The organism is Methanomethylovorans sp. PtaU1.Bin093 (genome assembly GCF_002067275.1).
In the GTDB taxonomy this organism is placed as follows: Archaea; Halobacteriota; Methanosarcinia; order Methanosarcinales; family Methanosarcinaceae; genus Methanomethylovorans.
In genome coordinates, this window is record NZ_MVQX01000031.1 from 1 (window position 1) to 14,099 (window position 14,099).

Genomic DNA, 14,099 nt, shown 5'->3' on the forward strand with positions numbered 1-14,099 from the left:
ATCCTTTGCAACCAGTTCCTGCTCCTCTCCGATCTCCACAATGCCTTTTCCTTCAAGGATGTAAAAACATACATCCGTAGGTGTGGAGTGCTTCTTGAGGCTTTCCCCGGGCTTAAGCTCCATGTGCATTATCTGTGCATGTTCCGTATCATATAATTTATTCACAGAGACGCCATGAGGATTCTCCTGTTTATTGACGTTCTTTACATCGATGATCTTCATCTATATCACCAGAAAAAATTCAGATGAGGACCTTCATGTCCTCTTCTACAGTTGAGTTTGGCCGGATGTTAAAGTTTTCCACCAGTACATTAAGCACATTGGGCGAAACGAATGCCGGCAAAGTTGGTCCGAGCATGATGTTCTTCACACCCAGGCTCAGCAATGCAAGTAGCACAAGCACCGCCTTCTGCTCGTACCATGCAATGTTGTAGGATACAGGGAGGTCATTTATGTCCTTCAGCCCGAATGCCTCTGCGAGCTTCTGGGCTATGACGACCAGTGAATAACAATCGTTGCATTGTCCTGCATCGATAACCCTTGGGATACCGCCTATATCTCCCAGGTCCAGCTTATTATAGCGGTACTTTGCACAGCCTGCTGTCAGGATCACGGTATCCTTTGGCAGGGCATTTGCGAACTGTGTGTAGTAGTCCCTTTCCTTGTGCCTGCCATCACATCCGGCCATCACCAGGAACTTTTTAATCTGTCCGTCTTTGACCGCTGCGATGATCTTATCGGCTACGGAGAGAGCTGATACGTGTGCGAAACCTCCCATGATCGTGCCTTCTTCAAGTTGTACGGGTGGTTTACACTGCTTTGCCTGCGCAATGATCGCAGAGAGATCCTTTGTTCCGTCCTTGTTTGCGGTTATGTGTTTGACACCGTCAAAACCCGCGACACCTGTGGTGTAGATGCGGTCAATATAAGAGTCCTTGGGAGGCACGATACAGTTCGTGGTCATAAGTATGGGACCATTGAACTTCTCGAACTCTTCTTTCTGCTTCCACCAGGAACCTCCATAGTTGCCTACAAAGTTGTCATATTTCTTGAAGGCAGGGTATGAGTTTGCGGGGAGCATCTCGCCATGTGTGTACACATCCACGCCTGTTCTCTGGGTTTGCTGCAGTAGCTGTTCCAGGTCGCGCAGGTCATGACCACTGATAAGTATTCCCGGATTATTACGGACGCCGATGTTCACAGCTGTAGGCTCGGGGTTACCATACGTAGATGTATTTGCTTTATCGAGCAGAGCAAGGGTGGTCACACCCATTGAACCACATTCCAGCACCAGGGGAACGAGCTCAGCTACGCCCAGGTCATCATCCATTGTTGCCAGCAGAGCCTTCTCTGTGAAAGCGGATATCGCATCATCTGTGTATCCGAGAACTCTTGCATGATGAGCATACGCTGCCATGCCTTTAAGACCGTAGGTCAGCAGTTCCCTGAGGGAACGTATGTCCTCGTTCTCTGTGGCAAGGATGCCTGTGTTTATGTTTGCCAGGCTTTCAGCGGTAACCTTTGCTACAAGGGGCAGCGGCTCTCCGGCCTTCGGGCTGGCACCCAATAGCTTTTCTTTTATCCATCTTGGGAAAGATGAACTGGAACCTTCATCAATGACCTTTGCACTGAGAAGTTTCTTTTTGATCCCATCTTTTATATCAAAACCTTCATCGATCAAGGACTGAATGTCTGATTTGCAGAAATTGGTATTTGTGACTGTTGCAAAAAGCCCGTCAAGGATGAACTCATCGGTCTTTGCCTCATTTAGCTTGTTAGCTCTTGCCTTTGAATTATAGAAGGCGATACTCTTCAGGACATATAGCAGGTCATCCTGCAGGTCAGCAACATCTTCTTTCTTTCCGCAGACGCCGTTCTTTGTGCAGCCTGTTCCATTAAGGGTTTCCTCACACTGATAGCAAAACATTTTTTCACCTTATGTAATTTGATATCTTTTTGATACTGGTATATTGTGGATACTATCATATAAGGAGGGCAGTTTCCATGTGGATACTCTGAAACTTGTTTATGGGGCTAATAAGATCAAAATAAAAAAAGATTTGAAGGATAGGCTCTATTCAGAGTTCCTGCTATTCTATAAGGTAAAGTGAACCACAGATCCTCTGTTAAGCATTAATTACAGCCTATCCATGCCTGTTCGATCGTTCGGTAATGCAAATGTAATGTTTTATGCTGCATCAAAGAACTTGACTGCAAAGTCGCAGAACCTGATGATCACATCTTTGTCCAGCTCGAATTCCTTCCTGTTCCCGAGATAGTTACGTGACGATGGAGTTATCTCCTTGCCTTCTTTAAGTTCATTGTAGGTTATACACTTTATGTGTTTCTTTGACACAACGATAAAGTAGCAGTTCTCATATGGATAATCCTGTCCTATGTCATCAAAAGTGAATGTTTCGTTCTTCCTGAACTTGACATCAGCGAAATAGACTTCACCGCTGGTCGGATGCTGTATCACCAGGTCAGGCATTCTTTTGATATTCATCGCAGCATCGGCACGAACGCCTTTCAGGAGCTGCATAACTCCGGGAAAGCTGTTTGCCATATTGTACCTGAATACACTGTACCCCAGATATGTGAACAATTCCCCGACAAGGGTTTCAGCTATCCTGCCCTTTATAATGTTCTCAATGAAGAGGCTGTCTTTTTCTAAGATATTATTTGAATTAACACTTTTTTCATGACCAGTGCACTCTTGGATATTTTCAACTTCATTATCTAAGCTGTACTGTGATCTCTGATGCTCCCTGCAGAGAGGGCGGTCAAATCTGTGCAAGGAAAAATTGTATTCGGCTTCTGTAATATCAGCATTGCATTCTGTACAAACGTTATTCATATTTTTACACCTCAAATAATTGGTAGCTGTATAAATATATTAATAGTATTTTAACTTTACTCTGTAGAGAAAGCAGGTATGTGGTCAAATAAAAAAGTGTATAAAAACGATAGCACTATAACGAGATGAGTGAATAGGAGCCGTATTGGCCAGACTGTAAGATGCTATGTATGGTCTGAACATGCTTTCGGAGAAACACATAAATCCGGGTTCACCAGAATTTAACAGGTGACAGGTCCAATAAGAGATAAGATCATATTAAACATTCCCTGCTTTCGATTGCACAACCAGCAGATCGCAGGTACTGGATGTGGCGATCCAGGTGAATTGGTCAAGTACCTCCTGGCTATGCAGGCACAGGATCATGCAGGTGCCAAATGGTCTATTGGCGTAAGACTGCCAGATGCTACAGATGCAGATGTGGAGAAAGCAATTGCCGACAGGGCTATTGTGCGCACATGGCTGATGCGCGGTACGTTACATTTTGTGGCTGCTGAAGACATTCACTGGCTGCTGGGACTAGTGGCCCCGCGTATTATTGCAGGCAGTGCTACAAGGCATCAGCAGCTGGATCTTGACAATGGGACCTTTGCACACTGCAAAGACATTTTTTCAAACGCATTGCAGGGTGGTAAGCAACTGACAAGATCTGATATGTATGCACTGCTTGAGAAAGCACATATCTCCACAACCGGACAGCGTGGCTATCATATTCTGTGGTGGGCTGCCCTGGAAGGGTTGATCTGTTTTGGTCCGCAGGACGGTAAGCAGCAAACGTTCGTACTACTTGATGAGTGGGTGCCGAAAAAGAAGATATTAGGGCGTGATCAGGCTCTGGCTGAACTTGCGAGGCGATATTTTACCAGCAGAGGACCCGCTACATTGCAGGACTTCGTATGGTGGTCGGGACTTAAGATCACTGAGGCACGAGCCGGTCTTTTAGCAGTTGCATCAGAACTGGAACAATTCGCAGTGGATGGTCAGATCTATTGGATGCCATCAGATACGGCAAACGTGTTTGAAAAGATGCAGAGAATCTATTTACTTCCAGGTTTTGACGAGTATATGCTGGGATATAAAGATAGAACTGCCATACTTGATCCACAATATGTCCATAAGATACTTCCCTGGAACAATGGCATGTTCAGCTCGACCATCATTATGGATGGCCGGATAGCAGGGACATGGCGGCGTACTTTCAAAAGAGGTGCTGTTATTATCACGCCTCAGCCATTTGTTGAATTCACTGAAAAAGAACTTGGGCAATTCTCCGCAGCAGCAGGTCACTATGGAAGATTTCTTGGGATGCCTGTGATAATAAGTGAAGTATCAATCTAATATGGCTTGTGCAGTTCCGATCAATATTATGCCTTTATTTGTGCTTTTAACTGCTGGTAGCAGTCTTCAAAGATCTTCTGGTTACCATTATTGAATTCCAGTATCTCGAAATCGAATATTTCTGCGAATTCCTGAATTGCCTCATCAAAGTTCTCAGTATACGTAAGGCCTGTATTGATCTTTGCAACTCTCTTGTAACCGATCATCTCATGGGTCTTTTTCATCATTTGTAATGCCTTGTCCGGATCACCGTGCAGTCTGCTGTTTATGTCAAGCAGTTCCCGCCAGCCTTTACTGTACATGGGCGTAAAGAGATATGTTCCTGCATCACTCACGCTTTTAAGTATCTTCAGGTAGTTATCCACTCCACCTACAGTAGCCCCTATACAGTCATCTACTATCCTGTCCTTATTGTCTTTCAGGATATGCACAGGGCATGATAATGAACTGGCAGCGAAGTCCTTTTCGATATTCCCAAGTACATTGCCGCATAAGCCGTAAAAAAGTAAGATGCCCGAAGAATAAGGAGCAAGAACTTCTACCGTTTCATATACTTTCTTTTTCAGCTCTTTAGGACTCCTGTGCAGGCCCAGTTCCATCAGGTAAATTAGAACAGTGTATTTTGACCCATTTTCTGCTTCACAGACAGGAGAGATGTCTCCAAGCGGAAGTGTTGTGTAGATAATGTTCGTTCTATCGAGCTTTTCCACAAACTCCCCTATATTCTCGTTGTCGACCACAATGATCTCATCGATCGCAGGGTCGTTCTCAAGGATCCATACGATCTCATCCTGCATGATCTTGCATGAAACTATAGTCATAGTAGGCATCGAATTCCTCCAGATCTGATTGTTTATCAGGCTTTATTTTTCAGTAAGTTCTTTTTCCGGAAGGTCGATCCTTCCATCCCAGGTCGGACCTTATCAGGGAGATCGATCTTTCAAGCGTTCCTCTTCCCTTTATGCTGGCTAATTGCCTGGCACCCAGCAAGGTTTCAAGTATAGCTTCTGCACGCGTATCTACAGGGTCGGAAAATTTAAATTCACCATTTTCCAGGCCGGTTTTCAGAACCTCTGAAAACCATGCCAGCACATCGTCCATTAGTAGTAAATGCTGTTCCTTCACCTTATCAGGAAGTTCTTCAAAATCAACGATAAGGGAACCTATGGGGCAGATGTTACGGCCTTCATCGAATTCTTTCAGCATGAAATCAAAGAAATATTGCAGCTGTTCACGAGCCGAGCAGCCAGAACCGCTCATTCTGGCAGTATCCTCAGCAAATTGCTGTCTTATACCTTCAAATATGGTTGCGACCAGGTCTTCCTTCTGAGGATAATAGTGATGAACAGCTGCATTCTTTATGCCAAGCTTCTGGGAAATGTCCCGGTAGCTGAACCCATTGTAGCCTCTGCATTGCAACAAGTTTCTTCCGTAATGGAGTATCTGTTGATTGGTAGTGCTCATTTCTTGCATAATTGTGCAGTTACCTACTTCCTTACTAGTAAGTAAGGACTATAACTCACCTCTATAAAAGCTATTTGGTTCAGCATGCTCAATTCGATTTGTCCTTTAAAAGTAGAAGATCTCTACAGAGCATTGTTGAAATCAGCAAGGTTATTTTGTCCTTCTATATTATTTTAAAATGAAAATATAATATGTATCTTTACAGACAGATGATGGAAGTAGTAGCTGAAATATACACTTATACCCTCGACATATACTTATTTCCTTTCCAATACCATGATATTCATTGGTTGTAGTCTGCTTCTCTTGCCTAATTGAATAGAATGGGATTGAGATATATACTTTAGTGTATGTAAATGCAAACCAACCTGAGATGGTTGCAACTCTACACATGGCGCAACATTCTATCAGTCTCCAATAAGCTATCTACACTGCTCAATTACCTTACAAGAACTCAAATGAATGCCTACTTTGGCATGCGTCTATGGTTATAGCATTCTTGTATTTGATGAATATAGATACCAGTTAATAAGTGAATACGCTTTTCAAGTTGAGTTTCTTATATGGTAGAGGAGACTACCGATATGAAAACCATTATGTTTTATGATATAGCCCCTGATGGCCTTTCTAAAGCCAAAGATAACATTGATGGCCACAGAGAGAGGTTACTAGAGTTTCATGAAAAAGGATTATTGCTAATGGCTGGCCCTCTAGCAAACCCAACCGATGGTGCAATAGGTATCTTTACAAATATGGATGCTGCAAAAGATTTCATAGAGGGAGACCCGTTCGTAAAGAATGGTGTAGTCGGAAAGTATAGGTTGGTTGAATGGAATGAAGTACTAATGGAATGATAGAGCACTATAGATAGGATTCACATTGCTGCCGTATTTAACTTTTCCACTTTTTACTTTCACCCTACTTGGCTATGGTGTTTATTATCTCAATTCCCACTACCAATTATGTACCCAATCGATCAAGACACCTATGAAAAAGTGAACGCCTATCACATCGAGTTCAAGACCGGAGCACTTACATCACTGCATGTACCTGATATTGTGGACTATTGCTCAGTAGACTCTGACATGGTTCTCAAATGCATCATACTGGGCAATGCGTGCTGCTGGGCGAGCTACAAGATGATATGTGGGCATTATGAGAGGCATAGAGAAGCCTTTAAGTTCTGAGATATTAGATGAGCGTAGCGGCAAAAATGGCAGATGGTGTATTTTCCATACTCATAGTTACTCTGGTCACCATATCATATTTTACAGCAAAATACATACAAAGCAAATGTTCTATTTTGTTTCTGCAACCTTGTCTCCAGAGGGAGACATTCAAAGATAAACGGATATATCATTCTGAAATATCATGCTTTTTTCTTAAGGACTTATCGATGTAATCCCACTGCTTGCATAGATTTATATAGAAGGAGTCGAGTACACCTTCTCCTATTGTAGAAGGGGTTAAAGTTACATTACCAATAAATCCCAGTATTCTGGGAAAATGAATTCTATCATAAAACAGTCAAACTGTATCCTATAAAATGCAAAAGTTGCAGTTGTGATCTTTTATGTTCTCAAGTTGCAAGGTATTTGCCATGAGGTCGGTTTATCCGATCTTGTACAACGTAAGAGCAAAGTATTAATTCTGAGGTGGTATCATACATATTCAAGTAGATGACCTTATGTTCATTTTTCTGTTCCTTTTACTCACCATTGTACTCTCAATCCCAATAGGTAGGTACATGTCGAAAGTCTTTGAGGGTCAAAGAACTTTCATGACACCATTGCTAAGCCCAATCGAAAGATTCATTTATCGGTTGATTCAAGTTGATGAGAAAGAGGAAATGAACTGGAAAAAATATGCTTATTCTCTCATTGTGTTCAATCTCATTTCCATAGCGTCCCTTTTTCTGCTTCAGTTGTTGCAAGGTATCCTGCCACTAAATCCTCGGGGTCTTTCTGGTGTAAGGTGGGATACTGCCCTCAATACTGCAATATCCTTTGTCACTAACACCAACTGGCAGTCATATGCCGGTGAAACTACCATGAGCTATCTTACTCAGATGCTCGGTCTGGCAGTGCAGAACTTTGTTTCTGCAGCTGTTGGTATTGCTACTATATTGGTCTTCATAAGAGGTTTTACCCGGAAAAATACAGACAATTTAGGTAATTTCTGGGTAGATATGACCCGCTCGGTCCTCTATATTCTTCTGCCACTATCGATAATACTATCTATTATATTGGTCTCACAGGGTGTTGTACAGACCTTTAATTCTTATGCAATCGTACAAACTCTTGAGGGTTCTACACAAACCATACCTTTAGGCCCGGCTGCTTCACAGGTGGCTATCAAAATGCTGGGTTCGAATGGTGGCGGATTCTTCAATGCAAACTCTGCACATCCATTTGAGAACCCAAATAGCATTACCAACTTCTTCGAGACGCTCTCCATATTGCTATTACCTATGTCCCTCGTTTTTGCATTCGGGTACATGGTCAGGAATTTCAAACAGGGGATTGCAATATTCTCAGTAATGATGATCTTATTGCTAATGGGTTTAGGAGTTGCATTATGGTCAGAATCTCAAACAAATCCTTTGATGCAAAAACTGGGTATCTCCGATGGTAATCTGGAAGGTAAAGAAATAAGGTTCGGGGTGGCCGAATCTGTCTTGTGGAGTGTGGCCACAACAGCAGTTTCAAATGGTGGCGTCAATTCTATGCACGATAGCACAATGCCTCTTACCGGATTAGTGTATCTGTTCAACATGGGTACAGGTGAAGTGATATTCGGAGGATTGGGCGTGGGATTAGCCGGGATGCTGTTCTATGTGATTTTAACTATGTTCATAGCTGGCCTTATGATAGGCAGAACCCCTGAATTCCTTGGCAAAAAGTTAGGCCCTGAAGAAATGAAAATGGCTCTAGTGCCACTTATATTACCTCCTGCAGCAATCCTTATATTTTCAGCTATTGCTCTATCGATACCTGAAGGTTTAGCAGGTATTAATAATCCGGGTTCTCACGGTTTATCTGAAATATTGTATGCTTACTTCTCTGCACTTGCCAACAACGGCTCAGCGTTCGCAGGACTTAGTGCAAATACAGTATTCTATAACCTTACAACAGGACTGGGAATATTAATAGGCCGTTTTGCTACCATTATCCCTGCAATTGCTATTGCCGGTTCCTTATCCCAGAAAGGAAAAGTGCCTGTAAATTCAGCAAGTTTTCCGACAACAGGTCCTCTTTTCGTAATAATGGTAACTGCTGTGATAATTATTATCGGAGCGCTTACATATTTCCCTATATTCGCGCTCGGGCCCGGACTGGAACATTTACTGATGCTGGGGAGATGAATATTGCTCAGGGAAGTGAAAAAATGAAAGAAGGAACATCAGGTATATTCCAAAAAAAGATTCTATTGGAAGCTTTTAAAGGGTCTTTTTCAAGGTTAGATCCTATCAAGCTTCTCAATAATCCTGTAATGCTTATTGTGGAAATAGTTGCTCTTATTGCAACTTTGCTAACCATTAAGGACATATTTGGAGGTACAAGCGTATCTTTTGATCTTCAGATCACAATATGGTTATGGTTTACGGTGCTATTTGCGAATTTTGCAGAAGCTATAGCTGAAAGTCAGGGGAAGGCCAGAGCAGAATCGCTTAAACAAACCAGAAGTGAAGCAAAGGCTAAGCAAATATTGGATAATGGAAGTATAACAGAGGTTTCCGCGTTATCTCTTAAAAAGAATGACATTGTCCTGATCACTGAAGGGGAAGTCATACCCAGCGATGGAGATATTATTGAAGGTACAGCCCTTGTTGACGAATCAGCCATCACAGGAGAGTCAGCTCCGGTAGTAAGGGAATCAGGCGGAGACAAATGCGGAGTAACCGGAGGTACAAAGCTACTTTCAGGGACTATTAAAGTTAAAATCACAGTTGATCCCGGTCATACTTTCCTTGATAATATGATTAGTATGGTAGAAAGTGCAAAGCGACAGAAAACTCCAAACGAACAGGCACTGGAACTTTTGCTCATCGGTTTATCAGTATTGTTTTTAGCCGTGGTCATTACTCTTAGGGCATTTTCCAGTTATATGGGTATATCTATCTCAATACCTATTTTGATAGCTTTGCTTGTATGTCTTATGCCCACTACCATAGGAGCTCTTTTACCTGCTATTGGTATTGCGGGTATGGACAGGTTACTTCAGCACAATGTTATAGCTTTAAGCGGCAGGGCAGTGGAAGCTGCAGGAGATGTAAGTGTAGTACTTCTGGACAAGACAGGAACTATTACATTGGGCAACAGGATGGCCACTGAGTTCATTCCTGCAGCGGGTATTGGATACAAAGACCTGATTGAAGTTTCTCTAATGTCTTCGCTTGCTGATGAAACACCTGAGGGAAGAAGCATAGTTAAACTGGCAAAAAGGGAGTTGGACATACATGGAAGAGATATACATGCTCCAGAAAACTCCCACTTTGTTCCTTTCACTCCAGAAACACGCATGAGTGGAGTAGATATTGGCTCCAGAAGAATTCGAAAAGGTTCTGCATCCGCCATCGAGGATTTTGTTCGTTCTAACGGTGGAAATGTATCTACTGAAATGCAAAATATGATAAGGGATGTATCTACAAAAGGTGATACTCCTCTTGTGGTAGCTGATGATACCGGCATCTTGGGGGTCATAAGATTAAAGGATATAGTGAAGAAAGGTATCAATGAAAGATTATTGCAGCTCAGGAATATGGGTATTAAATCCATTATGATCACAGGTGACAACCAGCTTACTGCTGCATCCATTGCTGCGGAGGCAGGCGTTGATGACTTTGCAGCCGAGGCAAAACCTGAGACAAAGCTGGCAATGATACGCAAATATCAGTCCGGAGATAACCAATATCTTGTAGCTATGATTGGTGATGGTACCAATGATGCACCGGCACTTGCCCAGGCAGATGTTGCAGTTGCAATGAGCGCTGGCACTTCTGCAGCAAGAGAAGCTGCAAACATGGTAGACCTTGATTCATCTCCTTCTAAGTTATTGGACATAGTTGAAATAGGAAAAGAAATTCTAATAACCAGGGGAGCTCTTACCACATTCAGTATAGCGAACGACGTAGCCAAGTATTTTGCTATCATTCCTGCAATATTCTCTGTTGCTTATCCGCAACTCGGTATCCTGAATATAATGGGTCTTTCAACTCCTTCAAGTGCAGTATTATCTGCAGTAATTTTCAATGCTATTGTGATACCACTGCTTATACCTTTAGCTCTCAGAGGTGTTAAATATCGTTCAACTTCTTCGGTTTCACAATTGCTGTCTATGAATATATTGATCTATGGTGTGGGTGGATTAATTATTCCTTTTGCAGGAATCAAGCTGATAGACATAATTATAACTTTATCAGGTGCTGCAGGAGGGTGAGGAAATGAAGGCAATTAAAAATGCTTTACTTATGTTTGTAGTATTTTCCGTTTTACTAGGTATAATCTATCCTGTTGCTATCACAGGCATATCCCAAGTAGTATTTCCCCATCAGGCAAATGGATACCTGATCACTGAAAATGAAAAAGTGATAGGTTCAGAGCTTATAGGACAGAACTTTACAAGTCCTTATTATTTCCATGGAAGACCTTCTGCTACAGTCTATGATTCAGTTACTTCCGGGGGATCAAATCTGGGACCCACTAACCAGAAATTGATGGATGAGGTAAATGAAAGGATACAGCAGATAAGGATTGAGGAATCTTTGTCATCTAATTCCACAGTTCCGGCAGATCTTGTACTATCTTCTGGCAGTGGTTTAGAAGCCTACATTTATGTGGAATCTGCCAGATTACAGATTCCAAGGATTGCCAAAGCCAGAGGATTTAGTGAAGCAGAAGTGGAAAATATCGTTGAAGATAATGTTGAAGGCTGGATTGTAGGAATAGATACCCCCTTGGTCAATGTATTGAAACTCAACATAGCTTTAGATAACACAAGGAGGTGAATATGAAAGAAGATTACAAAAGACCGGATCCCGATGAGCTCTTAAATTTGCTAAAAGAAGAGGAAGAAAAAAGAGATTCGAACAGGGGATACCTGAAAATCTTTTTGGGGTATGTGGCAGGCGTTGGTAAAACATATAGGATGCTTAGCGAAGCTCATGTTCTTAAAGAAAAGAATAAAGACGTTGTTGTAGGCATCGTTGAAACACATGGGAGGATAGAAACCGAAAAACTTCTAGAGGGTCTGGAAATACTTCCAAGACTAAAGATTGACTACAAGGGAATTAGACTCGAAGAACTTGATATAGATGCTGTTTTAAAAAGGAAACCTGCGTATGTCCTCGTGGATGAGCTTGCACATACAAATGCTTCCGATTCACGCCATGCAAAGCGTTACCAGGATGTCGAAGAGTTACTTAACGCTGGCATAAATGTCTATTCCACTTTGAATGTACAGCATATTGAAAGTCTCAATGATATTGTCCAGCAGATCACAGGAGTTGAAGTAAAAGAAACTGTATCTGATAAGATTATTGAATCGGCAGATAAGATAGAGGTGGTCGATCTCCCCTTTGAAGAACTGATAGAGCGTCTTAAAGAAGGCAAGGTTTACGTGCCTGAAAAAGCTAAAAAAGCTATGGGCAATTTTTTTACTGAGAAGAATTTGATTGCTCTCAGAGAAACAGCTCTCAGATATGCTACATTGCATGTGGATTCTGAAATGGGCCATTATCTTAAAAAAGAAAAAGTAATGGGTCCGTGGGATACAAGTAACCGGATAATGGCATGTATAAGCTCCAGTCCATCTTCAAGAAAGTTGATTCGCATAGCTTATCGTTTTTCTCATTTGTATAATGTGGAATGGTTTGCAGTATATGTGGAGCCGTATGCTGATATAAGAATGAAAGATGAAACAAGGCAGCAACTGGAAAAGAACCTGGAGCTTGCTGAAGAACTTGAGGGGAAAATAGTTCGTTTAAAGGGTTCGATAGCAAATGAGATAGTATCCTTTGCAAAATCAAAGAACATCACTCTTATTTTGTTAGGCCATTCACGCAGGTCCAGATTGCAGGAACTTACTGAAGGGTCTGTCATCAACAAAGTAATCCAGAAAAGTGCGGCGCAGGTTCTGGTAGTTGAGAACAAGAACGAATTTAATGTAGATCCTGAAACTCACAAAAGAACAGCTAACAATCAACTGGATTCATTATGGGGATCATATTCAATCAGTTTTTCAAGTATCGGCCTTACAACTGTAATATGTTTGCTGCTTCGGTCTTTTATTGAAGCACCGAACATACCCATGATTTTCATTATACCCATCGTCCTTACAAGCTTAGTAGCTGGAAAAAGGCCAGGAGTCTTGGCATCAATACTTGCAGTTGCAGCTTTTGATTTGTTTTTTGTTCCTCCTTTCTACACATTCAGTGTTGCGGATGTTAGATTCATTCCCACTTTTATTGTATTATTGGTCGTAGGAATAGTTACGAGTTTACTCGCAGATACCGTTAGAAAACAGATTGAGTATACCAGACAACGGGAAACTTTTATCTCTTCATTATATGATTTCAGCAAGGGTTTATTAGCTTCTCAGGATTTGAGCATCATATTGGGAAGAAGTACAAGATACATATCTGATTCTCTAAATTACGATGTCTTGATCCTCCTGCCGGACGAGTCAAAAAAACTATATGTAGCTTCAAGCTATGGGAAAAAAGAAAAATTCGATGATCATGAAATGGCTGTTTCAAATTGGGTTTTTGAACAGGGTAAAACTGCAGGTTTTGGAACAGATACTCTCTATTCATCACAATGGTATCATATTCCACTCAAGGCTCAGATGGGAGTTCTGGGTGTCATGGCCATAGATCCTCACAATAATATGACCAATGAACAAAGGCATTTGATAAATGCTTATGCAAACGTGGTCTCTCTGACGCTTTCAAATTATGTTTATTCAACAGTGGAGCGCTAATGCACTTGATTCTTTACCTATAAAATTACTTTCAAGCCACTGCCACCCATTCCTGTGACAACACTTCTGCCTGCATCAGCACATTCTGAGTAGCCTTTTGCTGCTTGTCCGGTAACGCAGGGTACGCTTTACAAGCACACGCATCTGTTCACGGACATTCTCTCGCACGGTCCAATCAATAGTTCAGTGGCTACCAGTTCCCTTGCAATTGTCTGCATGATCTCATCAATGATAAGGTCAATGAGTTCCTTGATGACATGAGCTGCTTTTATGAAACGGTTCTAATAGTTTCTAAGAACCAGCTCAAGAATATCGGAATTCTATAAAGCCTATCTTTTTGTCGTTTAATTACTTTCTGCCATTGCGCATACAAACGTATTCACAGTAACTCATGATCCATAGAATGAACTCTCTGCGGACTCTATGGTCTACAAAAATAGTTCCTCTGCAAACCCCAACA

The 14,099-nt window shown here is 41.8% G+C and carries 13 protein-coding genes; 7 read left to right on the forward strand and 6 right to left on the reverse strand.

Annotated elements, in window-relative coordinates:
* The 3 genes from A4E24_RS03155 to A4E24_RS03165 all read right to left on the reverse strand — a co-directional run.
* The coding region (locus tag A4E24_RS03155; RefSeq protein ID WP_367121143.1) for a cupin domain-containing protein at positions 1–222 on the reverse strand (222 nt) is incomplete at its 3' end.
* A 19-nt stretch (positions 223–241) separates the two neighbouring features.
* The gene (hcp, locus tag A4E24_RS03160) at positions 242–1,927 is read right to left on the reverse strand and encodes a hydroxylamine reductase (RefSeq protein ID WP_292351590.1); all 1,686 of its coding nucleotides are present in this window, start codon (positions 1,925–1,927) and stop codon (positions 242–244) included.
* 261 nt (positions 1,928–2,188) lie between these two features.
* Positions 2,189–2,857, reverse strand: a complete 669-nt coding sequence (locus tag A4E24_RS03165) for a hypothetical protein (protein WP_292351592.1) — start codon at positions 2,855–2,857, stop codon at positions 2,189–2,191.
* A 228-nt stretch (positions 2,858–3,085) separates the two neighbouring features.
* On the opposite strand from A4E24_RS03165, the gene A4E24_RS03170 reads away from it, so the two are divergent.
* Entirely contained in the window at positions 3,086–4,195 is a 1,110-nt protein-coding gene (locus tag A4E24_RS03170) for a winged helix DNA-binding domain-containing protein (RefSeq protein ID WP_292351594.1), read from the forward strand.
* Positions 4,196–4,221: 26 nt separating this feature from the next.
* Here A4E24_RS03170 and A4E24_RS03175 read toward each other — a convergent pair whose 3' ends face one another.
* The gene (locus tag A4E24_RS03175; protein WP_292351596.1) at positions 4,222–5,025 is read right to left on the reverse strand and encodes a DUF1638 domain-containing protein; all 804 of its coding nucleotides are present in this window, start codon (positions 5,023–5,025) and stop codon (positions 4,222–4,224) included.
* Positions 5,026–5,065: 40 nt separating this feature from the next.
* Positions 5,066–5,659 carry a TetR/AcrR family transcriptional regulator gene (locus A4E24_RS03180; protein ID WP_292351598.1) on the reverse strand — a complete coding sequence of 198 codons (594 nt, stop codon included), beginning with the start codon at positions 5,657–5,659 and terminating at the stop codon, positions 5,066–5,068.
* Between the two features lie 563 nt (positions 5,660–6,222).
* On the opposite strand from A4E24_RS03180, the gene A4E24_RS03185 reads away from it, so the two are divergent.
* From A4E24_RS03185 to A4E24_RS03210, 6 genes are all read left to right on the forward strand, one after another.
* Complete coding sequence (locus tag A4E24_RS03185) at positions 6,223–6,513, forward strand: YciI family protein (protein WP_292351600.1); 291 nt, start codon at positions 6,223–6,225, stop codon at positions 6,511–6,513.
* Positions 6,514–6,621: 108 nt separating this feature from the next.
* Positions 6,622–6,846, forward strand: coding sequence for a hypothetical protein (locus tag A4E24_RS03190; protein WP_292351602.1), 225 nt, complete (start codon positions 6,622–6,624; stop codon positions 6,844–6,846).
* A 500-nt stretch (positions 6,847–7,346) separates the two neighbouring features.
* Positions 7,347–9,023: a potassium-transporting ATPase subunit KdpA gene (kdpA, locus tag A4E24_RS03195; RefSeq protein WP_292351604.1), complete on the forward strand. Its 1,677-nt coding sequence runs from the start codon at positions 7,347–7,349 to the stop codon at positions 9,021–9,023.
* A 23-nt stretch (positions 9,024–9,046) separates the two neighbouring features.
* A complete protein-coding gene (gene kdpB, locus A4E24_RS03200; RefSeq protein WP_292351606.1) occupies positions 9,047–11,098 on the forward strand; it encodes a potassium-transporting ATPase subunit KdpB in 2,052 nt (683 codons plus the stop codon).
* A 4-nt stretch (positions 11,099–11,102) separates the two neighbouring features.
* The gene (gene kdpC / locus A4E24_RS03205) at positions 11,103–11,666 is read left to right on the forward strand and encodes a potassium-transporting ATPase subunit KdpC (protein WP_292351608.1); all 564 of its coding nucleotides are present in this window, start codon (positions 11,103–11,105) and stop codon (positions 11,664–11,666) included.
* 2 nt (positions 11,667–11,668) lie between these two features.
* Positions 11,669–13,639 (forward strand): DUF4118 domain-containing protein, encoded by a 1,971-nt coding sequence (locus tag A4E24_RS03210; protein ID WP_292351610.1) that lies wholly within the window; start codon positions 11,669–11,671, stop codon positions 13,637–13,639.
* Positions 13,640–13,714: 75 nt separating this feature from the next.
* Here the strand turns inward: A4E24_RS03210 and A4E24_RS10770 are convergent, their stop codons facing one another.
* On the reverse strand, positions 13,715–13,819 hold the full coding sequence (locus tag A4E24_RS10770; RefSeq protein WP_394334453.1) for a hypothetical protein: 105 nt from the start codon (positions 13,817–13,819) through the stop codon (positions 13,715–13,717).
* Positions 13,820–14,099: the final 280 nt, after the last annotated feature.